The sequence below is a fragment of the Micromonospora sicca genome, assembly GCF_003172935.1.
Taxonomy (GTDB): Bacteria; Actinomycetota; Actinomycetes; order Mycobacteriales; family Micromonosporaceae; genus Micromonospora; species Micromonospora sicca.
This window is the reverse complement of the sequence record NZ_QGKS01000193.1, coordinates 21920-43706: the sequence shown is the minus strand read 5'-3', so window position 1 is coordinate 43706 and position 21787 is coordinate 21920. Positions and strand designations below refer to the sequence as shown.

20 protein-coding genes, 1 tRNA gene and 1 pseudogene are annotated in these 21787 nt (G+C 71.2%); 8 read left to right on the top strand and 14 right to left on the bottom strand.

Annotated features, from left to right (window positions below; translation table 11 throughout):
* Positions 1 to 363: 363 nt before the first annotated feature.
* On the top strand, positions 364 to 1056 hold the full coding sequence (locus DKT69_RS12515; protein WP_109801735.1) for a P-loop nucleotide/nucleoside kinase family protein: 693 nt from the start codon (positions 364 to 366) through the stop codon (positions 1054 to 1056).
* Between the two features lie 725 nt (positions 1057 to 1781).
* Here the strand turns inward: DKT69_RS12515 and DKT69_RS12510 are convergent.
* Entirely contained in the window at positions 1782 to 2120 is a 339-nt protein-coding gene (locus DKT69_RS12510; protein ID WP_146231060.1) for a hypothetical protein, read from the bottom strand.
* Positions 2121 to 3193: 1073 nt separating this feature from the next.
* On the opposite strand from DKT69_RS12510, the gene DKT69_RS12505 reads away from it, so the two are divergent.
* Positions 3194 to 3619 (top strand): hypothetical protein, encoded by a 426-nt coding sequence (locus DKT69_RS12505; protein ID WP_236647775.1) that lies wholly within the window; start codon positions 3194 to 3196, stop codon positions 3617 to 3619.
* Between the two features lie 464 nt (positions 3620 to 4083).
* Here the strand turns inward: DKT69_RS12505 and DKT69_RS12495 are convergent, their stop codons facing one another.
* On the bottom strand, positions 4084 to 4278 hold the full coding sequence (locus DKT69_RS12495) for a DUF1737 domain-containing protein (RefSeq protein WP_109801732.1): 195 nt from the start codon (positions 4276 to 4278) through the stop codon (positions 4084 to 4086).
* A 244-nt stretch (positions 4279 to 4522) separates the two neighbouring features.
* On the opposite strand from DKT69_RS12495, the gene sigJ reads away from it, so the two are divergent.
* On the top strand, positions 4523 to 5467 hold the full coding sequence (sigJ, locus tag DKT69_RS12490; protein WP_109801731.1) for an RNA polymerase sigma factor SigJ: 945 nt from the start codon (positions 4523 to 4525) through the stop codon (positions 5465 to 5467).
* Positions 5468 to 5560: 93 nt separating this feature from the next.
* Positions 5561 to 6757, top strand: a complete 1197-nt coding sequence (locus DKT69_RS12485; RefSeq protein ID WP_109801730.1) for an NAD(P)/FAD-dependent oxidoreductase — start codon at positions 5561 to 5563, stop codon at positions 6755 to 6757.
* Between the two features lie 520 nt (positions 6758 to 7277).
* Here the strand turns inward: DKT69_RS12485 and DKT69_RS12475 are convergent.
* The 5 genes and pseudogenes from DKT69_RS12475 to DKT69_RS12455 all read right to left on the bottom strand — a co-directional run bounded on the left by DKT69_RS12475 (position 7278) and on the right by DKT69_RS12455 (position 10329).
* The gene (locus DKT69_RS12475) at positions 7278 to 7724 is read right to left on the bottom strand and encodes a nucleotidyltransferase domain-containing protein (protein WP_109801741.1); all 447 of its coding nucleotides are present in this window, start codon (positions 7722 to 7724) and stop codon (positions 7278 to 7280) included.
* Between the two features lie 324 nt (positions 7725 to 8048).
* Positions 8049 to 8291, bottom strand: a complete 243-nt coding sequence (locus tag DKT69_RS12470) for a hypothetical protein (RefSeq protein ID WP_109801729.1) — start codon at positions 8289 to 8291, stop codon at positions 8049 to 8051.
* An 80-nt stretch (positions 8292 to 8371) separates the two neighbouring features.
* The gene (locus tag DKT69_RS12465) at positions 8372 to 8560 is read right to left on the bottom strand and encodes a hypothetical protein (protein WP_201749618.1); all 189 of its coding nucleotides are present in this window, start codon (positions 8558 to 8560) and stop codon (positions 8372 to 8374) included.
* Positions 8561 to 8578: 18 nt separating this feature from the next.
* A pseudogene (locus tag DKT69_RS12460) lies at positions 8579 to 8967 on the bottom strand (transposase); the annotation flags it as partial.
* 48 nt (positions 8968 to 9015) lie between these two features.
* Entirely contained in the window at positions 9016 to 10329 is a 1314-nt protein-coding gene (locus tag DKT69_RS12455) for an ISL3 family transposase (RefSeq protein WP_109801727.1), read from the bottom strand.
* A gap of 310 nt (positions 10330 to 10639) precedes the next feature.
* Here DKT69_RS12455 and DKT69_RS12450 point away from each other — a divergent pair, with 310 nt between their 5' ends.
* Positions 10640 to 11902 (top strand): low temperature requirement protein A, encoded by a 1263-nt coding sequence (locus DKT69_RS12450; RefSeq protein ID WP_236647773.1) that lies wholly within the window; start codon positions 10640 to 10642, stop codon positions 11900 to 11902.
* Positions 11903 to 11917: 15 nt separating this feature from the next.
* Positions 11918 to 12238 (top strand): tyrosine-type recombinase/integrase, encoded by a 321-nt coding sequence (locus tag DKT69_RS12445; RefSeq protein WP_109801725.1) that lies wholly within the window; start codon positions 11918 to 11920, stop codon positions 12236 to 12238.
* 95 nt (positions 12239 to 12333) lie between these two features.
* Here DKT69_RS12445 and DKT69_RS12440 read toward each other — a convergent pair.
* A tRNA-Thr gene (locus DKT69_RS12440) sits at positions 12334 to 12410 on the bottom strand.
* A 132-nt stretch (positions 12411 to 12542) separates the two neighbouring features.
* Here DKT69_RS12440 and DKT69_RS12435 point away from each other — a divergent pair.
* On the top strand, positions 12543 to 14279 hold the full coding sequence (locus tag DKT69_RS12435; protein ID WP_109801724.1) for a metallophosphoesterase family protein: 1737 nt from the start codon (positions 12543 to 12545) through the stop codon (positions 14277 to 14279).
* A gap of 33 nt (positions 14280 to 14312) precedes the next feature.
* On the opposite strand, the gene DKT69_RS12430 is transcribed toward DKT69_RS12435, so the two are convergent.
* The 6 genes from DKT69_RS12430 to tmk all read right to left on the bottom strand — a co-directional run bounded on the left by DKT69_RS12430 (position 14313) and on the right by tmk (position 20299).
* The gene (locus DKT69_RS12430; RefSeq protein WP_109801723.1) at positions 14313 to 15152 is read right to left on the bottom strand and encodes a PSP1 domain-containing protein; all 840 of its coding nucleotides are present in this window, start codon (positions 15150 to 15152) and stop codon (positions 14313 to 14315) included.
* A 296-nt stretch (positions 15153 to 15448) separates the two neighbouring features.
* On the bottom strand, positions 15449 to 16117 hold the full coding sequence (locus DKT69_RS12425; protein ID WP_109801722.1) for a hypothetical protein: 669 nt from the start codon (positions 16115 to 16117) through the stop codon (positions 15449 to 15451).
* Positions 16117 to 16422 (bottom strand): type VII secretion target, encoded by a 306-nt coding sequence (locus DKT69_RS12420; protein WP_109801721.1) that lies wholly within the window; start codon positions 16420 to 16422, stop codon positions 16117 to 16119. Before DKT69_RS12420 ends, DKT69_RS12425 begins: the two co-directional genes overlap by 1 nt.
* Position 16423: 1 nt before the next feature.
* A complete protein-coding gene (locus DKT69_RS12415) occupies positions 16424 to 16753 on the bottom strand; it encodes a YbaB/EbfC family nucleoid-associated protein (RefSeq protein ID WP_109801720.1) in 330 nt (109 codons plus the stop codon).
* Between the two features lie 121 nt (positions 16754 to 16874).
* Entirely contained in the window at positions 16875 to 18146 is a 1272-nt protein-coding gene (locus DKT69_RS12410) for a DNA polymerase III subunit delta' (RefSeq protein WP_109801719.1), read from the bottom strand.
* Positions 18146 to 20299 carry a dTMP kinase gene (gene tmk, locus DKT69_RS12405; protein WP_255420198.1) on the bottom strand — a complete coding sequence of 718 codons (2154 nt, stop codon included), beginning with the start codon at positions 20297 to 20299 and terminating at the stop codon, positions 18146 to 18148. The genes DKT69_RS12410 and tmk overlap by 1 nt, the downstream gene beginning before the upstream one ends.
* A 218-nt stretch (positions 20300 to 20517) precedes the next feature.
* Here tmk and DKT69_RS12400 point away from each other — a divergent pair, with 218 nt between their 5' ends.
* The gene (locus tag DKT69_RS12400; RefSeq protein WP_109801718.1) at positions 20518 to 21726 is read left to right on the top strand and encodes an amino acid deaminase/aldolase; all 1209 of its coding nucleotides are present in this window, start codon (positions 20518 to 20520) and stop codon (positions 21724 to 21726) included.
* The last annotated feature ends 61 nt before the right edge of the window (positions 21727 to 21787 follow it).

Genomic DNA, 21787 nt, shown 5'->3' with positions numbered 1-21787 from the left:
CACCCCAGATCCCCGACCGCAGCTGGATCAACCAACCAGCCGCAGAACTACAGAAGACCTGACATCAACTGTCTCATTTGACTTGACGGATACCGAGGGGACAGAGCGCCGACGGTGACGGGGCCGGCTTTGTCCACCACGTTATGACGATACCTACTGGGCGGGAACCGTCGGTTTGGAAGAGCATGCTCAACCGGTCGTGATGGCCAACACGCCTAAGGTCAGTGGCCGAGCTAATTGGCTCTGGTGCCTGCTCATGACCGCTGCAGGCCGCTGCTTCTGGCCCATGGGTGGCCCGTGACGGCCTTGGTGTTCACGCTCGGCACGTCGAGAGTACGTCTGCGGGTATGCCAGGATCGGTGGATGTTGGTGAGGGAACGGCCGGTGGTGGTCGTCGTGTGCGGGTGTCCGGGCGCTGGGAAGACCACCATTGCCTCTGCAACGGCTGGCCGCTTGGGTATCCCGTTCCTGACTCGGGACGAGATCAAGACAGGTCTTGGGCTGTCCTCCGCCTGCGTCGCCGAGGACGGCGGCGTCCGGCTCGAGCGGGACTTCCACGTTGCCGGCGGTCCCTTCAGCCTCCGCGCTGAAGCCGTGATGGTCGACGCAGTCCGGCTGCTCGCGGCCTCGGGAGTGAGCCTCGTCGTAGAGTCCTCGGTGTTGTCCCATGAGCTGCTAGCTGTATTGCTCGCGTGCGGTACCCGAGTGCTGGCTGTTCACGTCGTCGCCCAGGAGGCGGTCATCGGCCGGCGACTTGCTGCTCGGGCGGCCGAAGGCGGGGGAATCGACCAGCAGCTCCTATCTCTGTTTCAGCGGGGCGAGATGAAGCGGTCGATTTTCGAACCGCCGGAGGGAGTCGACGCCGTCGTTGAGATCGACACCTCAGACGAGGGAGTTCCGGCCACCGAAACCATCGTGGCAGCAGTCATCGCCCTGGTTGAGTCGCAAAGAGCGGGAGGCGGCATGCGACCGAGCGAGCCAGCAAGGAACCATCGAGTACAGCCGGCAGGTAGCTGGCGTCCTGGCCAGTCGGTGGAATCGCTTCGCCGGAGTTGAGCGAGGCGTCAAGCTGCGCAACAGTCGTCAGCGGGGTCGCCGCTCAGCGGATCTCCTCGTCGGGTAGTCGTAGACCTGCGGCCACTGTGGAGCCAGGCGGCAGAACGGACCGTTGTGCCGACGCCGGCCCGGTCCTCGCCAAGAGCCTTGGTACCCCGGTCCATCCACCCAACGACTACCGCTCGTACCGGTAGATCATCCGACAGGCGGACCTCCGGCAGGTTCGCCTCCACGACCTGAGGCACACGGCGGCCAGCGTCGGCACATGTGGCCCCGGAGATCGCACGGGAAGCCGGGTCACGGCTGGAGGGGACGCTGTGGTCGAGTGCGTGACATGTTGGCTGCTCGGCTGGCTGCTCGGCTCTTGAGCGCCATGGAAAGGCCCAGGTCATGGTCGGCGATCTAGCCGGTGACCTGGGCCTTACTCTGGAGCCGCCTGACGGAATCGATCCGTCGACCTACGCATTACGAGATCAAGTTGCCCACCACGGTCTACCTGCCCGAACCTGGTTTGGCCTGCGGAAACCACTCTCGGCACTTCTCAGCGTCAGCGGTCGAAGGTCGACCTCTCGAGGACTGGATGAGGACTGAGGCAGGCCAGGTGTGCGGGCATCTGATTCGTAGGACCGTCCGGTGTGGGCCGCTACCCGCTTCGCTCCGTCACTGACCCATAGCCGGCGTTCATCCGATGGCGGCTGCTGTCATGCTGCTGGGTCAGGCTGGGGTCAACGTTCAGCTGCGGGCGCTGTCCTACTCCGCCGGTGCAGCCACATGACGCCGGTGACGATGGTCGCGGCGGCGAACACCATTCCTACGAGGAACATGAGGTCGTCGCCCTTGCTTCCACGCTCGAAGAGGACATCGCTAAGGGCCATGATGGCGAAGAACAGCCCGAGGCACAGATAGGCGCAGGAGGCGAGCCGGGGTGCGACCAGCCACTGCCCTCGCCAGCGAATCGCACCGGGCTGGTGGCGGCTGCGCACCAGCATCGCAACACCGACGGCGACGTTCAGGCCAGCAACAACGCCGGTGCCGACGGCGAAAGCTACGTCCAGCGTTCCCATGGCCGCACGGTACGGCACCACGACGAGGCGGCACTTCAGCCGTTCGACGTCGAGCCTGCGACCGAGGGATTATGAGATCAAACTGCCCGTCCCACCAACCTGGGCGCACGGCGGCTCAGCAGCGAAAACACCTCTCGACGTCTCACACCACTCCCCCGCTGCCCGTCGACCTCTTGCGGACCAGATGCGGACCGTCGCGCAGGCGCGGTCACCTCGGAGCGCTGAGGACCTTCCGCCCTTGCGCTTTTACTGGGCGGGGCCAAACAATCTTGCCGTGCCCGAAGGCCTAGGTCCGTTTGTATGCATCCTGATTCTGCTGTGCGTGTGGTCAAGCGTGATCAGTGCACTGCTCGGCCGCCTGAACTCGTGGGAGGCAGTACCAGGGGCGTCGCCGTGGCGGTTCTGGGGACCGGGCATCCTGGCGTGGTCATGGCCCATCGTCGTGGTCGCGTGCTCCCTCCTGGGGTTCATCACGCCCTGGGCCGTCTACCTCCTGGTCCTGGTTCCACTGGCGCTCTTGGCCGCAACCGCACTGACTGTGGTGGAGTTCCGACGTCGGCGTGCTGAGGACCTTGTGGCGGAGACGCCGCGGCGCGTGAAGGAATGACACCAGCTCGGCAAGTTGGCGCAGTGCCGCCAACAGCGGATTTCTCGACGGCCGGGCCTGGGGTTTAGAAGAAGATCGGAGCGGGCTGGTGGGGGAGCCGTTCCCCTGCTCAACCCGTCCGTCACTGTCGGATGGTGTCGGCGTTGGCTGGTGGTCTTGGCTGTACGGATGGCTGTACGGGTCGGTGCCTCAACTGTCGGCTTGGGCCACCTCGGGAGCTCGGTGATCGCGTGGTTCACTGTCGCGCATGACGTGGCGAAGGACTCGGTCCGTGGTGGCGGTCATCCTGGCGGTCATCCTGGCGGTGGTGGCCGTCTTTGCTTGGAGCTAGTGGCACAACCACCCGCCGTACGGTCCGGAAGCGCTGGCCATCAAGTCCTCAGTCAGGTTCGTCAGCTACGAAGAGGCTCGGACTGCGCTCGGCGAGAATGCCGACGCGCCGCTGGCCTCCGGACGCGACCAGCTGGTGCTCGGCCGGATTTCCTGGCAGGACCCGCCTAAGCCACTCGATGGCGGCTCTTTCGCGATCTTCCTCATCGACAAGCGCACCCACCACAAGCCGGAGGTCATTGCCGTGTCTGCGCCGCAGGAGGCCGTCGGCCTCGGGAGCGCCGGCGTCGACAACAAGATCGAAGAGCGCTACCCCTGGCTACGAGGTGCGGGCTCCCTCAAGGTCCGGGACAACGAGTGGCGGGACAACGGCGGCAGACTTGGCGTGGCCGACGAGAACGCTTCGCCGCTGACGTTCGTCGCGCTCTTTCCGTACCTGGAAAAGCCGGATCGGGAGCCCACGATAGCCACCGCGCCGGTTGCGATGTCGGACCTGCTGTTGGCCCTGGTCTACATGGGACCGGACGGACAGGTGTACTGGGCACAGCGGCTCCAAGGTTAGCTAGCGGATCTCCTCGTCGGGCAGTCGTAGACCTTCCCGCCTCCTCGGACGGGGCCAAGGTGGAGCGCCCTACCGGACGAACGACCTTGGCCCCGTCCGAGGAGGCGGGTAGCCCTTGTGGTGTCCGGCGAGGTGATCCCCGGCGGCATCTCTGAGGAGGGCCGGGGTTCGGGGCGGAGCCCCGAGGTCTTCGTGCTCCTTGTCGTCCGTCAGCGTGGCCGGCCGGCCCGGCCGATGCCGGCCGGAGGTCGCCAGCAGGCCGGGGCCGGGCCGGCGCGGCCCGCTTTGCGGGCCGCCTTGATCTGTTAGAGCGCAATTCGGCAACGCAATGCGGTCTGAGTCCTCCGTCGACCGATACGCAACGCTCGTCCGCCAACTGATCTGCGACACAGTCGGCGCGCGGAACGCGACAATTCAGTGTGTCGGGGCGCCGAGCCGAGGCTCCTGGCAGGTGTCGTGAGCGCTCACTCCTCTGCGTTGCTCGGCCAGACAAGAGCCTGTGCGACGATCACTCGCTCCCCGTTGAAGGTAAGTGCCGGGCCGCCATAGAGGTGGAACCCGATGCCAAGGGCCTCACTGACCCGACGGCAGAACGTCTCGTCGTCAGGTCCGGTCAGGACGCGGTAGCGCGGCAGGCCATCGGGTGGCTGGTCGATCATGGCGCAAGCCTGCCAGATGAACTTGGGACTCCTTGCGAACGACCCGGTCAGCGGCCAGATCCGGATGTCGGATCAGAGGCCGAACGCTGCTCGGCAGGTGTCCATGCCGGGGCGCGAATGAAAACCCCGAGATCGACTCGATCACCGCGAGCTACTGCGTCCGCGAAGTCGGATAGCGGGTCGAACGGCGAAGGGTCCATCGCTGCGGAGCCCGCATCGCGCCGCACGGGCTAGATTCGGGATCATGCCCTTGACCGCGAACGACGTCGACCGGTTCGAGGCCTCCAGGCACCGCCTGGAGGCCATCGCCTACCGCCTCCTCGGCTCCGCTGGGGAGGCCGAGGACGCCGTGCAGGAGACGTTCCTGCGCTGGCAGGCCGCCGACGTCGACCGCATCGAGGTCCCCGAGGCCTGGCTTACGAAGGTGCTCACCAACCTGTGCCTCAACCAGCTCACCTCCGCGCGGGCACGGCGCGAGACCTATGTGGGCCAATGGCTTCCCGAGCCGCTGCTCGCCGGGGACCCGATGCTCGGCCCGGCCGACACCGCCGAGCAGCGCGAATCGGTCTCGTACGCGGTCCTCACCCTCATGGAGCGCCTCTCCCCCAACGAGCGGGCGGTGTACGTGCTGCGGGAGGCCTTCGACTACCCGCACCGGGAGATCGCCGTGATCCTCGACATCACCGAGGCCGCCAGCCAGCAGATCTTCCGTCGCGCGAAGAAGCACGTCGCGGACGGCAGGGCCCGCACCGAGATCGACGAGGCCGCCGCCCGGCGGATAGTCGAGGAGTTCCTCGCGGCCGCCACCAGCGGCCAGACCGAGCCGCTCGTGCGGCTGCTCACCGAGGACGCGATATCGATCGGCGACGGCGGCGGGAAGGTCCCGGCCCGCGCCAAGGCGTTCGAGGGCGCCCTCGCGGTCGCGAAGTTCCTGTGGGGCCTGTTCAAACCCGGCGAGGCCAAGCGCGCCATGGTCGGCGGCGCGCCGGAGGTCTACGCCTGGACCGCCAACGGCGACCCGGCCGTCGTGGCGGTCGTCGACGGCCGGGTCGTCGGCGTCATGTGCCTGGAGGTCACGGCCGAGGGCATCGCCGCGTTCCGCAACCAGGTCAACCCCGACAAGTTGGAGCGCGCGACCGAGCGGTTCGCGGCCTCCGACCACGGGGAACCGCTGTTCAATGCCTTCTGACCCCCGTGTGACGTGCTTCACATGACGTTCCTGTCAGGAAACGGCGGGCCGCCCGGTTCAAGTAGCGAACCCGCGTCAGACAGGAGTACGGAAATGCAGCACCGCATCATCGTCCTCGGAGCCGGATACACCGGAGCCATCGCCGCCGGCCGCCTCGCCAAGCGGCTGCACCGCGAGGACGTCGCCATCACCCTCGTCAACGCCGAACCCGACTTCGTGGAGCGGGTCCGGATGCACCAGCTGGCGGTCGGCCAGGACCTCAAGCCCCGGCCCTTCAGCGAGATGTTCGCGGGCACCGGCGTCGAACTGAAGCTCGCGAAGGTCACCGGCGTCGACGTCGACCGCAAGACCGTCGCCGTCATCGACGCGACCGGCGCCGAGGAGCTGGAGTACGACACCCTCGTGTACGCCCTCGGCAGCGGCTGGAACGCCCGAGGCGTCCCCGGCACCGCCGAGCACGCCCATGAGATCGCCAGCCGCCCCGGAGCGCTCCGGCTGCGCGAGCGCCTGGCCCGCCTGGAGGCCGGGCGGACCGTGACCGTCGTCGGCGGCGGCCTCACCGGCCTGGAGGCCGCGACCGAGATCGCCGAAGCCCGCCCGGATCTCGACGTCGCCCTCGCCGCCCGCGGCGGCCTCGGCGACTGGCTCTCGCCCAAGGGCCGCGGGCACCTGCGGAAGGTCTTCGACAAGCTCGGCATCACCGTGCACGAGCACGCCGCCGTCACCGGCGTCGAAGCCGACCGCGTCACCACCGCCGACGGCAAGGCCATCCCGGCCGCGGTCACCGTGTGGACCACCGGCTTCGCGGTCCACCCGATCGCGAAGGCGACCGCCCTGGAGGTCACCGGCGCCGGCCAGATCGTGGTCGACGGGACCATGCGCTCGGTCTCGCACCCCGACGTTTACGCCGTCGGCGACGCGGCCTACGCGATGGGACCGGGCAACAAGCCGCTGCGGATGTCGTGCGCCTCGGGCACCCCGGTCGCGTGGCAGGCCGCCGACGCGATCGCCGCGCGCCTGACCGGCGGGAAGCTCCCGAACATGCCGATCCGCTACTTCAACCAGTGCATCTCGCTGGGCCGCAAGGAAGGCGTGATCCAGTACGTCACCGCCGACGACCGCACCGTCCGGGCGGCACTGACCGGACGGCTCGCCGCCGTCTACAAGGAACTGGTCTGCAAGGGCGCCGCCTGGGGCGTCGCGAACCCGACGCTCGGGATGCCGACCCGGCGCCGCCGCGTCGCGCGGGAGCGGTCCACGGCGGGCTCGGCCGTCAAGGCGCTGGCCTAGTGCACGCGGCGACGCGGGCGCCCTCGATGCGAGGGCGCCCGCTTCGCTGTCGGTCTAGGCGGCGACGATCGCCGGGTGGAGGTCCTCGGCCGAGGGCTCCCAGGCGGTGCACGGCCTGGACCTCGCCGAGCATCCGCAACAGGTCCTGAGCGGCGATGTCCTGGGCGCCGCAGGCACGTGCCCACGCGTACAGGTCGGCGGGGGCCGGCATCTGGCGGCCCAACGTCAAGGCGGTGCCGCGGATGCTCGGGCACGCCCCGGCGTCGACGACGCTTGACGTGTACGCACGTCTGTTCGGTGATGACCTGGACGCGGTCGCCAACCGGCTGGACGGGGCGGCCGCGGCTCGGGACAAGGACCATCTAAGGACTCGGCCCGCCAGCGGCGACGTGATCAACCTCGGGAAACGGCGAAGCCCAGGCCGTTGACCTGGGCTTCTGTACCGAGCCGCCTGACGGAATCGAACCGTCGACCTACGCATTACGAGTCGGCCCCCCGACGCTGGTCTACCGCCTGGTTCTCATGTCAGGGGTGATGCCGGGTCCGTGGTCGTTCGCTCATGCTCGCCGGTTTGGCTGCTCGCTTGGCTGCTCGTGCAGCACGCCGCCGACAACGCGGCCAGCGCACCTGCCGGATCGTGCACGATGCTGTGGCCGTCACTGATGACCCGGCGGGTTCCTGAGTCGACCGGGTCAGTGTCTGCCCAGCTCACCGGGACGACGCCCATCTCGACCTCAAGCCCTGATGGGCGCCGGACACGGACTTCCCTGAGCGGCCCCCACTCCTGCAACCGGACGACCTCACCACCGAGCAGACCCGTCCAGACGCCCGCCTCCGCATAACGCGCGTTGTCCGCAAGGACCACGATGTCGACGTCGGAGTCCATCCGCGCGGCCCCGCGTGCCCAAGAGCCCACGACCACCACCCCACGGACGTCCTCGCGCTCAGCCGCCCACCCGGTCACCATGCCGACCACCGAGCGAACTTCCCGGGACCGCTCCTCCGTCACCACGCGGCCGAGTCTGACAGATACCTATGGAAGCATCCCCCCGCAGTCACTGCCGCGCGAAGGAACCAGGCTGACTTCTTCGGTGTGAACGCCGATGCACCTCGTAGTCTGCTGTCATCGGTTGTCGCTGGTACGTGGCGCGACCTCACTGAGGCGGCAGGAGGCCAACCACCGGGCGCGTTGAATAGCTGGGCCGCGGTCGCACCGTGACGGATAGGCGGCCTTGCGGGCGCGTGCACGATCACGTGGTCGCCCTGGCCGGTCGATGTGACGGACAGCGGCTTACTGCTCGTCGTTGTGGCAGTTCGAGGGAGGATCATCGCCGGCCACGATGAAGTCTTGGCACGCAAGGAAGCGGCTATTGAAATGGCCGACGAGGAAGCCGGTCAACGCCACAATGGCGACGATCACCACCAAGGTGACCTTCAGGCCACGGCCCGGCAGGGTGAAGTAGTTGGGCGCGAGTAACCGGACGATGATGGCCGCGACGAACGGCAGAACGGCGATGGCCGCGACCTCCAGCACGAGCGCAACGGTATGTTCAACGGCGCTGTGAGGGTGCCCCACGACGAGTCCTAGTGTCGCGTGTCTGAAGTGATTTGACGCTATCGCTTCAGCGCCCGATATCGCTTGAGTAGGGCCGTGATCTTGTCTGGGTTGGCTTCGCCGTTGAGTTCGGTGAGGAGGTCGTCGGGGCAGAGTTGGTAGAGGTCACCCCACCACCTGCGGGCTTTGTTGTCCCAGACTCGGTACCCGCCAGGCACTCCGCGCGCCACGTAGCGCCGTCGGCTCATGCCGTGTTCCCTGCGGTGATGTCGTGGCGTGGGGGGCGTCGGTCGGCTGTGGCCAGGAGCTGATCGGCGGTCTTGGTCCAGCGAAACGGTTGGCAACGCTGGTTGTAGCCGTCGATGAACGTGCGGATGGCGCCAATCAGGTCTGGGACGCTGGTGAAGGTGCCGCGGCGGATGGCCTGACGAGTGATCCCGAAGAAGATCTCAACCATGTTCATCCACGACGCGCTGGTCGGGGTGAAATGCATGCGGATCCTCGGGTTCTTCGCCAGCCACGCCTTGACGTTCGGGTGGTTGTGGGTCGCGTAGTTGTCGGCCACGACGTGCAGCTTCACGCGTGGATGGGCCTTGGTGACCTGTTTGAGGAAGGCCAGGAACTCGGTGTTGCGGTGCCGGTCGTAGCAGGCATCCGCGCTTGGCTGCTTGGCCTCCAGCCCTGGTATACGGGCTCTTCGAAGTTAGCGGGGGTCGAGGTGTCCGCGGGCTTTGCGGGTGGTGGCGGTTCGGGTTCGTAGTCGTTGGTTGACGGGGTTACGGAAGCCGTAGGCGTCGCGGGCGATGGTCTTGATGACCCGGTTGGTGCCTTCGGAGCCGGCGTTGGTGATGCCCGTGTGCAGGAACGCGAGGATTTCCGGCCACCACGTCTCGACGGTCGTGGCCAGGCGCTGCAGTTCGGGAAGGTCGGTGTGGGCGCATCGGCGGTAGAACCGGTACAGCAGGTCGCGGACCTGCTCCCGGTCGGGGCGGGTGCGGGCGGTGGCGAGCAGGTCGAGCAGGTCCTCCTTGGCGTGCCACGCGGCGGTGATCGGTGCGCCGATCGCTGCCGGCAGGCCGGCGAGTTCGTCGAGGAGAGCGTCGACGTGTTCGCCGCGCATTCGGGCGGCGGAGCGGGTGAGCCGGTTGCGCAGTTCCCACTCGCGGTTGCCCTTGCGGCCGCGCCGGCCCCGCTGGCGCACGGTGACGCGGCGGCGGACCTCGGTGAGGGTCTGGTTCGCCAGCTGCGTTAGGTGGAAGTGGTCCACCACGAGGGTGGCCTGCGGCAGGGCCCGGCGGACCGCGGACTTGAAGATCGTGCACATGTCGATAGCGACGAACCGGACCGCGTCGCGCCAGGTCTGGTCACGTGCGGTCAGCCAGTCGATCACCGCCTGGGCGGTGCGACCCTCGACCTGCCCGAGCAGGCCCTGCCCGCCGGACAGATCCACGAACCCGACGTGCCAGCGGTCCACCACGCTCTGCCAGACGCCGGTGGCCTCGTCGAGAGTCCATCTCGGCCGGCCCCGGCGGGTCTCGTCGATACCGAGTATCTGCACCGGTTCGGGCTGGGTCGGCAGTACCGCCCGGGCGTGGTCGGTGAACGCCGCCGCGACGACCGGCCAGGACACGTCGTGATCGCGGGCGGCCTGGACCACGGTACGGCCGGCGTCGGCCACCGCGGCCCCGGCCGAGGCTCGTAGCCGGGTCGTCAACCGCTTGCGCGCCGGGACGGCCGGCACCGACTCGGTGAACGAGCGACGCCGGCACGCCGGCTCGTCGCAGCGCCAGCGACGTTTGGTCCACACCAGCCGCGGCCGGCGGCCGCCAACCGGCAGGTCACGCGGCCGGGTCACCCGCCGGCCCTTGGACCGCCGCGACCGTGTGCCGCAGTCAGGGCAGTGCCGTGCCTGTTCATCAGCGGTGACCAGGTGCACCACCGGCCCGTCGGGGTCGCCGGCGACCCCGACCACGGCCAGGCCGTCAAGGCCCAGCAGCCGCCTCGTATCGTTAACCACGCCCGTAGCTCTTCTGTTGTGATCATCTTGCTTCGACAACAACATGATCTACGAGAGCTACGGGCATCTATCAGCAGGCCCCACAGTGGAGCCCCGCCCGGCGGTCAAACCCCCACCAAGTTCGAAGAGCCGGTATACGCCGTCGAGCACATCGACCACATCGACCAGGCTGCGCCGAGCTGCTCCCGGATCGGAACAAGGGCTTCCTTATGAGGTCGACACGTAGTGGATCACTCGCTCTGCTGCATCGTGGCAGTCGCGGTCGGTGCCCAGCGCGCCGGACTCCAGCCGGCCGCGTACCGCGGCCGCGATGCGCACCCGGGCCCAGGGGCCCGTGTGCACATGGCAGAATGCTTCAAATCTGGGGCAAAGTTGGCAGACGGGCGAGCCGATGACGACGAGCAGGGCGGCCGAACTGCTGCGAAAAGCCGGGGATCCACAGCGGGCCACGTTCCTGGAACTCTTCTTCGACCTGGTGTTTGTCCTCGCGCTCGCTCAGCTCTCGCGCGGCCTGGCCGAGGATCTCGGGTGGAGCGGCGCCCTCCGGACGCTGGTGCTGTTGGGGGCCATGTGGTGGGTCTGGTCCAGCACCGCGTGGCTAACCGACCGGACGGACCCGCAACGACCGGTGATCCAGGCCCTGGTCATCGCGACCATGGTCGGCAGCCTGGTGATGGCAGCCGCGGTGCCCGACGCATTCGGCGACACGGGCCTGATCTTCGCCGGTGCGTACGTCGCCGTCCAGCTCGGCCGCGGGCTCGTCCTCGTGGCCGTCTTGCATCGCCACGAGCTGCAGCGCCACGCCGTGCGGGGGCTGTTCTGGTACGGCCTGTCGGCGCTGCCGTGGATCGCGGGGGCGCTCGTGCACGGCACGGCGCGTGGCGCGTTGTGGGCACTCGCGGTCGTCCTTGACCACACGGCAGGCAGAATCGGCTTCCCCACCCCAGGGGCGGGCCGTACGCCCAGCCAAGACCTTGTGATCTCGGGCGAGCACCTGTCCGAGCGCTACCGGCAGTTCTTCATCATCGCGCTCGGCGAGCTGATCCTGGTTACCGGACTGGCGCTGAGCAGCAGCGGCTTCGCGCCGGACGGGGTCGCCGCGTTCGCAGTGTCGATCGCGACCACCGTGCTGCTGTGGCGGATCTACATCTACCGCGCTGGGCAAGTCCTGGCGGAAGCGATTGCCGTGTCTCCCGACCCGGTCCGCCTCGCCCGATCGGCGTCATACGCCCACCTGGCCATGGTGGCCGGCGTGGTCGTCGCCGCCGTCGGCGACGAACTCGTCATCGCCCACCCACTCGGACACACCCCACCGGCCTGGATCGCCGTCATCCTCGGCGGACCCGCGCTGTACCTGGCCGGGCGCGCCCGCTTCGAGCACGCGGTGTTCGGCCGCGTGTCCCGGTCCCGACCGATCGGCGTCCTTGCGCTGGCCGCCCTGACACCAGCGATGCACCCCCTGCCGCCAGTCGTGGTCGCCGCCGCCGCTGCCCTCGTCCTGACCGGGATCGCCATATCCGACGCAGCCCGCGCCCGCGGACGCCCGCCCGAGCCGCCGTCACCACCCGGCTAGCCGGACGTGTCACCCATGTCTTGGGACTGTTCTGTCACGCATCACCCTGGCCTGGTCTTCGCGACCAGCGTCGGCACCCCGATCCACCCACGCAACGACTGCCGCTCGTTCCGGGAGATCATCCGACAGGCCGGTCTGCGGCAGGTTCGGCTGCCCGACCTACGGCACACGGCGGCGAGCGTCCTCCTCGCCCAGGGCGTGCCTGCCCGCGTGGTCATGGAAATCCTCGGCCACTCGCAGATCAGCGTGACGCTCAACATCTACGCACACGTCGCCCCCGAGATCGCGCGGGAAGCGGCGGCACGGCTGGAGGCGGCGCTGTGGTCGAGTGAGTGACATGTTGACTGCTCGTTTGGCTGCTCGGCTCTCCAACGCCACGGAAAAGGCCCAGGTCATGATCGGCGATCTAGCCGGTGACCTGGGCCTTTCTCTGGAGCCGCCTGACGGAATCGAACCGTCGACCTACGCATTACGAGTGCGTCGCTCTAGCCGACTGAGCTAAGGCGGCAACGATCGTCAAGTGTACGGCACCCCCCGCCCCGGGCCGAACGGGATCCCCCGGACCCCGGTCCGGACATCGGGGCACGTTCGGTCGTTCGCCGGACAGCGCTCGCAGGCGGGCAGGACTACCCTGCGGCGGGTGAGCGACGATCACGTACCGGAGCAGCAGCCGATCCCCGAGGCGCACCCGGGCGAGCGGGCGGCGCGGCGGCCGCGCAGCACCGATCCGCTGGAGTTGGGCTTCGCGCCGCGCAAGCCGGTGCCGTGGTTGGCGCCGTTCCTGCTGATCAGCACCGGCATCCGTACGCTGCTGGCGATGCTCTTCGGGGCATACCTGGACAAACGGGAGCTGCAGAACGCGTTCGGCGACGGGATCTTCCGCCAGGTCGGGCCGGACGGCGGGCTCTGGCTGGACTACGTGGCCGACCTGGGCGACGGCTTCGACGCGACCTACTCGGTGGCCTACCTGCTCGCCCAGCGGGAGCTGGCGGTGGAGGGGCGCCGGCTGCCCCGGGCGCAGACCCTGGTGATGGGTGGCGACCAGGTCTATCCCTCGGCGTCCTACGCGGCGTACGAGGACCGGTGCAAGGGGCCCTACCAGGCCGCGCTGCCGGTGGCGCCGCCCGAGCGGCCCACGCTCTTCGCGGTCCCCGGCAACCACGACTGGTACGACGGCCTGACCGCCTTCCTGCGGCTCTTCGTCCGGTCCCGGGACCGGCACTTCGGCGGCTGGGGCACCGGCCAGTCCCGGTCGTACTTCGCGGTGGAGCTGCCCGGCGGCTGGTGGCTGCTCGGCCTCGACGACCAGTCCGGGTCGTACCTGGACGACCCGCAGCTCACCTACTTCGACGAGGTGGCCCGCAAGCTGACCCCGCGGTCCCGGGTGATCCTGGCGGTGCCGGCACCGACCTGGGTCAAGGCCGCGGACCACCCCACGGCGTACGACTCGATCGACTACTTCATCCGTACGATCATCGCGCCCACCGGGGCCCAGGTGCGGCTGCTGATCTCCGGCGACCTGCACCACTACGCCCGCTACACCGGCCCGGACCGGCAGCTCATCACCTGCGGTGGCGGCGGCGCCTACCTCTACCCCACGCACAAGCTGCCGGAGCGGCTGGAGGTGCCGCCGCGGGACACGCTCTCCCGCCGGGCCAGCCGCACCCGAGAGTACGACCTGGTGGCCCGCTATCCCGACAAGGACCGGTCCCGGCGGTACGGCTGGGGGATCTTCGCCCGGCTGCCGTTCCGGAACCCGGGCTTCACCACCCTGCTCGGCACGCTGCACACGCTGCTGATGCTGGCGATGGCCGGGGTCACCGCGAACCGGGTGGGCACCACGGAGCAGCGGCTGCTCAGCGTACCGCTGGTGATCATGCTGGTGGTGACGCTGCTGAGCGCGGCGTTCTTCGCCAAGGCGCCCAGCGCGGGCGGGAAACGGCATGCCCGGCATTGGATCCTCGGCGTCGGCCACGGCGTGGCGCACGTCGCGTTGGCCGCCGCGGGCACCTGGGCCTGGCTGCAACTGCCCCTGTACGACTGGCCGTGGCCGCTGCCCGCGGTCGCCGCGGCGGTCGTCTACGGTCCGGTGATCGGTCTGGTGTCCAGTCAGGTGGTGGCGCTGTACCTGCTGGTCGCCGGGGCGTTCGGCGTGAACGTCAACGAGCTCTTCGCCGGCCAGGGCATCGAGGACTCGAAGTCCTTCCTCCGGATGCGCATCGACCCCGACGGCACCCTCACCGTCTACCCCATCGCCGTGGACAAGGTTTCCCACGCCTGGCAGCTCAACCCCGACCAGTCCCCCACCGCCTCCTGGCTGACCCCGAAGACCGGCCTGACTCCCCGGCTCGCCGAACCCCCCATCACCCTCACCTGACGCCCACCCGCCCGGGGCGGGCGGGGGGTGAGGTCAAGAGGCGTAGTGCTGGTCGTGGGCCTGGCGAGGGGCGCAGACGGAGGCTCGGCTGCAGGAGCAGCGGGAGCCGTCGGCGTCCAGGCGGACCGTGACGGAGTCGCGGGGGACGCTGTGCCCGACGACCTTGCCCTCCCCCTCCGCGGTGGTGACGCGGCTGCCGATCGCCGGGGCGGACTCCTGGAACCGCTGGTAGAGCGGGTGCTCGTACTTCAGGCAGCACATCAGCCGGCCGCAGGCGCCGGAGATCCGCAGCGGGTTGAGCGGCAGGTCCTGGTCCTTGGCCATCCGGATGGTGACCGGCTCGAAGTCGTTGAGGAAGGTCGCGCAGCACAGGTCACGGCCGCAGGAGCCGATCCCGCCCTGCACCCGCGCCGAGTCCCGGGCCGAGAGCTGCCGCAGCTCGACCCGGCACCGCAGGGTCGCCCCGAGGTCACGGACCAGCGAGCGGAAGTCCACCCGGTGCGGCGCGGTGAAGTAGACGGTGGTCCGGTCGCTGCCGGTCTCCGGCGTGCCGAGCACGTGGTCGACCGCCACCACCTTCATCGGCAGGCCGTGCTCCCGGATCAGTCGCTTCGCGGCGACCTTCGCCTCGGCCTTGCGCCGGCGCAGCAGTTCGTCGCGGCGCAGATCGTCCTCCTGGGCGAGCCCGGCCAGCTTGGGGAAACCGTCGGTGTCCTCGCCCACCCACTGCGCGGCCCAGACGCACTCGGCCACCTCTGGCCCGTCGTCGGTGGGCACCAGCACCCGGTCGCCCACCTGCGGGCGCAGCTCGCCCGGGTCCAGGTAGTAGAGGCGCCCGTACCGGTTGAAGCTGACCGCGCAGAGCATGCCCATCCCCTCACCCTACGACCCGGCGGCCGGTCCGGCGCGGCCGGGCGTCGCCGTCCGGTCACGGCGCGCAGCGATCCACGATCGTCGACTCGACCGAAGGGCATCCACCCCGTCGTGCCGTTGCTCCTCGCCCGGACGGCTGAATCACGACCGACACGGGGGACAAAAGGCGATTGACGGCGTTGAGTGAAGGGCAGACCTGCGGGGGGTGCAGGGAAGGCCACGGCGTCGCCGCCGGAGCCCGGCCACGCCGGCCCGGCGCGCGACGCCGTGGGCCTGCGGCGGCCCGTCCGCCCGGCTCAGCGCCCGATCCGGGTGGTCCCGCCGTACCGGGGCGCGGCGACCGCACGCTCCCGCCAGGTGGTCTCGGCCAGGCTCGGCGACCACTGCCGCAGCAGCGTCTCCGCGCCGTCGTACGCCACGCCGAGCACCGCCAGCACCCGGGTCGCGATCTCGGCCGCCGGGTACGCGGCCGCGGGGGCGGCGGCGCCCGGTGACCGGGTGGCCGCGAGCACGGTGACCGCCTCGGCGGAACCCAGCGCGTCGGCCAGCGCCCGGGCCAGGGCGAGTCGGCTCCCCTCCACCCAGTCGGCCAACGCGTCGGCGTAACCGGCGGTGGACTCGAGCCGCCCCACCAGGCTCTCCGGCCCCTCGTCGAGGTGCCGGAGCAGGGCGGCGCGGGCCTCGTCGTACGCCGAGGCGGCCGGCCCGGACCAGGCGACCGGATCGGCGAGGGTGGCGCAGGTGTCGTCGTACACCCGGACGAGCCGGCGCACCTCGTGGCCGGCGGTCGCCAGCGGCGCGGGATGCAGGTCGAGGAACTCGCGCACGGCGTCGCCGGGGAGCACCTGCATCCGGCGCAGCAGCGGCCAGAGCCGGTGCCCCTCCGGCGCGCCGGCGGCGAGCAGCGTGTCCACCCGGGCGAGCAGGTCGAGGCCCGGTTCGGCGAGCCGGTCCAGGGCGTCCATCAGGCCTCCCCGACCAGCCGCCGCCGGGCGGTGTCGTCGACGGCGGCGTACCGGTCGGCGGCGCCGCGCAGTGCGGCCGCGGCGGCGGCGAGCCGGGCGGCGGCGGCGCCGGCCTCCCGGGCCCGGTCGTCGGTGGCGGCGGTCCACTGCCGGTGCAGGGCCCGGCCGATCTCGCCGGGCCGGCCGGACGCCTGGGCGCCGAAGGCCGGGTGGGCCGGGTCGCTGGCGGTGACGGCGCGGGCGAGGCCGGCCAGGGTGGCGCTGGCCTCGTCCAGGCGGGCGGCCAGGGCGTGCAGGGGCTCCATGTCACGCCCCCGCGAGCGGCCGGTACGCCGCGAAGGTCTCGTTGTGCAGCTTCTCCCGGGCCCACTGCGCGGCGTCGGCGGCGGCGGTCACCGCGGCCTGCACGGAGCCGGCGACGTCCCGTGGGTTGCGGGCGTGCAGCGGGCCGAGGAAGCGCACGTCGATGATCCGCCCGCCGGCGGTCACCACCACCTCGACCAGCCCGTCGGGCGAGCGGACGGTGACCTCGACCGTCGCCACCGCCTGGTCGAACTCGGCCTGCAGAGACTCGATGCGCCGGTACCGCCGCACCGCCTCCTCGATCCAGGCCTCGTCGATCTCGCCCCGTGGCATCGCACTCCTCCCGGCAGACCCCTCACTGAGCGTGCCGCCACCGTCACTGCGGCACACCGGACCGTACCGCACACCAATCGTGACTGTCGATGCCCTGTGGATGACGCTCGGCGCGGGCGGATCAGCCCTTCCAGAGGGCGAGCATCATCGCCTCCACCGCGATCCGCGGCTTCACGTTCGCCTCGATCGCCGCCCGGCACCCCAGCACGGCCTCCAGCCGGCGCAGCGCCCCCTCGGCGTCCCACTTCTGCGCGCCCGCCCCGGCCACTGCGGCGGTGTCGGTGTGCACCGGCGCGACCGGCGCCCGCAGCGCCATGGTGAGCGCGTCCCGGTAGAAACCGGCCAGGTCGACCAGGGCCCGGTCCAGGGCGTCCCGCTGGGCCCGGGTGGCCCGCGACTTCTGCCGCTTCTCCAGGTCCTTGAGCTGGCCGGCGGCGCCGCGCATCGCGCCGGCCGCGCCCCGGCCGGTGCCACCCGCGCCGAGCGCGGTCTGCAACGCCGCCCGTTCCGTCTCGTCGATCTCGGTGACCGACGCCGCGGCCTCCGCCTCGGCCGCCTCGATCAGCGCGGAGGCGGCGTCGAAGGCCGCGCCCACGCCGGTCAGCCGGCGCGGCACCGCGAGCACGGCGTCGCGGCGCTGCCGGGCCTCCGGGTCTCGGGCCAGCCGCCGGGCCCGGCCCACGTGCCCCTGCGCGGCCGCCGCCGCCCAGTCCGCCACGTCGGGCGCGATCCCGTCCCGGCGTACGAGAACCTCGGCGACCGCCGCCGCCGACGGCTGCCGCAGCGGTACGACCCGGCAGCGCGAACGGATGGTCACCGAGATGTCGTCCGGGTGGGTGGACGGGGCGCAGAGCAGGAAGACCGTCCGCGGGGGTGGCTCCTCGATCGCCTTGAGCAGGGCGTTGCCGGCCGCCTCGGTGAGCCGGTCGGCGTCCTCGATGATCACGACCTGCCACCGCCCGCCGGACGGCGTGCTGGCGGCCCGGAGCACCAGCGCGCGCATCTCGTTGACGCCGATGGAGAGCCCCTCGGGCACCACCAGGCGCACGTCGGCGTGGGTGCCGGTCAGCGTGGTGTGGCAGCCGGGGCACGCGCCGCAGCCGGTGCCGTGCGCGCACTGCAACGCGGCGGCGAACGCCCGCGCGGCCACCGAGCGGCCGGAGCCGGGCGGCCCGGTGAAGATCCACGCGTGGGTCATCCCCGCCCCCGGGTCCCGGCCGGTCCCGCTCGGTTCCTCGGCGGCCTCGGCGAGCGCGTCCAGCTCGTCGGGCTCGGCCACGGCGGCGGGGCCGGCCGCGGCGGCGCGCAGCTGGGCGGCCGCCGACGCGGCGGCGCGGCGCAGCGTGTCGACGGCCTCGTCCTGCCCGACCAGGTCGGCGAAGACGTCCGGCATCAGGTGGGGTGCTCCATGGTCACCAGCTCCGCGTCGGATAACTCCGGCTGGACCGTGGTGTCCGGCCCCTGCGCCGGGCGGGGGTGCACGATGGCGGCCGGGTCGACCAGGAATTCCTCGACCCGCCGGGCCACCGCGTCGGCGATCTCCTCGACCGGGCGGGACGCGTCGAGCACCAGGTAGCGCTTCGGGTCGGCGGCGGCCAGGTCGAGGAAGGCGTACCGGACCCGCTCGTGGAAGGCGACCGACTCGGTCTCCAGCCGGTCGGCGCCGGCGTTGCGCGACTCGACCCGGGACAGCCCGGTGTGCGGGTCCACGTCGAGGAGCACCACCAGGTCCGGCTTGAGCCCGCCGGTGGCCCACGAGGAGAGCCAGGAGACCTCCTGCACCGGCAGCGTACGACCGGCGCCCTGGTACGCCAGGGACGAGTCGACGTACCGGTCGCTGATCACCACCGCGCCCCGGACCAGCGCCGGACGGACCACGGTGGCGACGTGGTGCGCCCGGTCCGCGGCGTAGAGCAGCGCCTCGGCGCGGGGCGACGGCGCCTCCGCGCCGGCGTTGTCCAGCACCAGCGAGCGGATCCGCTCGCCGACACCGGTGGCGCCCGGCTCGCGGGTCACCACCACGTCCCGGCCCCGCTCGCGCAGCCGCTCGGCGAGCGCGCGGAGCTGGGTGGACTTGCCGGCGCCCTCGCCGCCCTCGAAGACCACGAAGAGGCCGCTGGAGACGAAGGGCTCGGCCGGCATCAGCGGACGGCCCCGGATCGAGCCCCAGAGGTCGGCCAGGACCGGCACGCCCTTCTTGTCGTCCATCTGACCGAAGGCGCTGATCCCGGCGAAGATGCCGGCGGCGCCGGCGGCGAGCAGCAGCAGCCGGGTCGAGGAGACGGAGACGCCCAGGTCGGCGATGGTCAGCTTGCGCGAACCGCCGACGCCCACCAGGAGGCTGCTCAGTGCGATGGCCAGGATCAGCACCAGCCGGGTGCCGATCTGCACCACGGCGAAGACCCGGCCGCGCACCTCGTCGGCGACCTCGCCACCGAGCAGCGTGGTGCCGGCGAGGAAGGCCATGCCGGCGCCCGCGCCGACCAGGATCGCGCCGAGGATGGCCATGGACAGGTGGATGGCGAAGGCGAGCACCAGCACGGAGGCGCTGGCCAGCACGATGCTCATGCCGAACCAGCGGCGCCGGGACATGTCCCGGACGATCATCGGGCCGAGCCCGATGCCGACGGCCAGGCCGATGAAGATGGCGCCGAAGAGCATGTAGAAGGCGGCGTCACCGGCACCGAGCGAGGCGGCGAAGAACTTGGCCGTGCCGATGACGATGCCGCCGCCGGCGAACGCGCCGAAGATGCCGAGCACCAGGCCGCGGACCAGCGGAGTCTGCTTGATGAACTGCCAGCCCTCGGTGAACTGGCTCATCATGCTCTGCTCGGTGCGTTCCCGCTCGCCGGCCTGCGCCCGGCTGATCTCCTTGATGCCGAACGCCACCACCAGCGCGGTGGCCAGCCGGGAGAAGGAGTTGAACCAGAGCGCGAGCTGGGCGGGCTCCGCCCAGCCGGGGATCCCCCCGTCGACGAGGCCCCGGACGCTGCGGTCGAGCACCGCCAGGCCGATCGCGGCGGCGACCGGGGTCAGGCCGTACGTGGTGATCAGGGTGAGCTGGTTGGCGGTCTCCAGCCGGGCCCGCGGGATCAGGTTCGGGACCGCGGCCTCCTTGGCCGGGATCCAGAGCAGGGTGATCGTCTCGATCAGGAAGGTGGCGACGGCTGCCCAGCTGACCACCACCCCGCCGCTGGCGCCGGTCAGCGCGAGCAGCGGAATCGAGGCGAAGAGCAGGAAGCGCAGCAGGTCGCAGATGACCATCGTCCAGCGCCGGTCGAACCGATCGGCGAAGACGCCGGCCACCGGGCCGAGCACCAGCGCCGGCAGCAGCCGGACGGCGATCAGGCTGCCGAAGGCAGCGCCCTTCGCGGTGCTGCCGGAGACCTGCGCGGCGGCGAAGACCGACGTGGCGAGCAGGCCGAGCCAGTCGCCGAAGGAGGCCGCGCCGAGCACGATCCAGAGCCGGCGGAACGGCCGGATGCGCAGCACCGAGCGGATCGCGGCGGCGCCGGACCGGTCGGCCTGGCTACCGGGCGACGACACGCCGGGCGACTCGCCGTTCTTCTGGCTTTCGATGGCCGTACCTCCACGTGCCGGCCCAGAGCTGGGCATCCCCGGTGGAACACTCTAGTCCCGGTGGGGAACGACCCCACCCGCGACATTCGCCTGCTCGCCGAGCGTAGGCCGCCGACACCACCGGCCGCAGCCCGGACAGACGCGAGGGTATTTCGCATTGACGCCCAGACAGTTAGCGTGCAGACGTGGCCACCGAAAGTGACAAACTTCGCGACCGCCTGGACCGGGCGACCGCGCACCTCGACCCGCCGTACGCCGTGGTCGACCTCGCCGCCTTCGACGCGAACGCGACCGCGCTGGCCGACCGGGCCGGCGGGAAGCCGGTCCGGGTCGCCAGCAAGTCGGTGCGCGCCCGGGACCTGCTGACCCGGGCGCTGGGCCGGCCCGGCTGGCAGGGGGTGATGGCATTCACCCTGCCCGAGGCGATCTGGCTGGCCCGGGCCGGCGTCTCGACCGACGTGCTGGTGGCGTATCCCACCGCGGACCGGGGCGGCCTCGCCGAGCTGGCGGCCGACCCGGCGCTCGCCGACGCGGTGACGCTGATGGTGGACGGCACCGAACAGCTCGACCTGGTCGACGAGGTGTGCCCGCCCGGGCGCCGGCCGGCGCTGCGGGTCTGCCTCGACCTGGACGCCTCCTGGCGACCACTGGGCGGGCGGGTGCACGTCGGGGTCCGCCGCTCCCCGGTGCACAGCGCCCGGGCCGCCGGCGCCCTCGCCGCCGCCGTCGCCGGCCGGCCGGGCTTCCGGCTGGTCGGCCTGATGTCGTACGAGGCGCAGATCGCCGGCCTCGGCGACGCGCCCCCCGGACAGGCCCTGCTGGGCACGGCGATCCGGGTCGCCCAGCGCGGGTCGTACCGCGAGCTGCTGGCCCGGCGCGCGGCGGCGGTCGCCGCGGTCCGCGACCACGCCGACCTGGAATTCGTCAACGGCGGCGGCACCGGCAGCGTGGCCGCGACCAGCGCCGATCCCGTGGTCACCGAGGTCACCGCGGGATCGGGCCTGTACGGGCCGACGCTCTTCGACGCCTACCGTGCCTGGCGGCCCACCCCGGCGGCCTTCTTCGCCTGCGCGGTGGTCCGCCGGCCGGCACCCGGCCTGGCGACGGTGCTCGGCGGCGGTTGGATCGCCTCCGGCCCCGCCGCCGACAGCCGGCTGCCCCGCCCGTGGCTGCCGGCGGGGCTGAAGCTGCTCGGCCCCGAGGGGGCCGGCGAGGTGCAGACCCCGCTGGCCGGCCCGGCGGCGGCCGGCCTGCGGGTCGGCGACCGGGTCTGGTTCCGGCACGCGAAGGCCGGCGAGCTCTGCGAGCACGTCAACGAACTGCACCTGGTGGACGGCGACGCGCTGGTCGCGACCGTCCCCACGTACCGGGGCGAGGGCCGGGCGTTCCTCTGAACTGCCACCCGGCCCTCGGTGCCGGTCGTGCCACCCGGCGCACCCCGGGCGAGTTCCGTTG

Bases quoted from the DNA above. Each gene is read 5' to 3' on its own strand.
- DKT69_RS12515 (WP_109801735.1), top strand. From the start codon at position 364: ATGTTGGTGAGGGAACGGCCGGTGGTGGTCGTCGTGTGCGGGTGTCCG.
- DKT69_RS12510 (WP_146231060.1), bottom strand. From the start codon at position 2,120: ATGGGAACGCTGGACGTAGCTTTCGCCGTCGGCACCGGCGTTGTTGCT.
- DKT69_RS12495 (WP_109801732.1), bottom strand. From the start codon at position 4,278: ATGATCGACCAGCCACCCGATGGCCTGCCGCGCTACCGCGTCCTGACC.
- sigJ (WP_109801731.1), top strand. From the start codon at position 4,523: ATGCCCTTGACCGCGAACGACGTCGACCGGTTCGAGGCCTCCAGGCAC.
- DKT69_RS12485 (WP_109801730.1), top strand. From the start codon at position 5,561: ATGCAGCACCGCATCATCGTCCTCGGAGCCGGATACACCGGAGCCATC.
- DKT69_RS12475 (WP_109801741.1), bottom strand. From the start codon at position 7,724: ATGGTGACCGGGTGGGCGGCTGAGCGCGAGGACGTCCGTGGGGTGGTG.
- DKT69_RS12465 (WP_201749618.1), bottom strand. From the start codon at position 8,560: ATGAGCCGACGGCGCTACGTGGCGCGCGGAGTGCCTGGCGGGTACCGA.
- DKT69_RS12450 (WP_236647773.1), top strand. From the start codon at position 10,640: ATGCGCACCCGGGCCCAGGGGCCCGTGTGCACATGGCAGAATGCTTCA.
- DKT69_RS12445 (WP_109801725.1), top strand. From the start codon at position 11,918: ATGTCTTGGGACTGTTCTGTCACGCATCACCCTGGCCTGGTCTTCGCG.
- DKT69_RS12430 (WP_109801723.1), bottom strand. From the start codon at position 15,152: ATGGGCATGCTCTGCGCGGTCAGCTTCAACCGGTACGGGCGCCTCTAC.
- DKT69_RS12425 (WP_109801722.1), bottom strand. From the start codon at position 16,117: ATGGACGCCCTGGACCGGCTCGCCGAACCGGGCCTCGACCTGCTCGCC.
- DKT69_RS12420 (WP_109801721.1), bottom strand. From the start codon at position 16,422: ATGGAGCCCCTGCACGCCCTGGCCGCCCGCCTGGACGAGGCCAGCGCC.
- DKT69_RS12415 (WP_109801720.1), bottom strand. From the start codon at position 16,753: ATGCCACGGGGCGAGATCGACGAGGCCTGGATCGAGGAGGCGGTGCGG.
- DKT69_RS12410 (WP_109801719.1), bottom strand. From the start codon at position 18,146: ATGCCGGACGTCTTCGCCGACCTGGTCGGGCAGGACGAGGCCGTCGAC.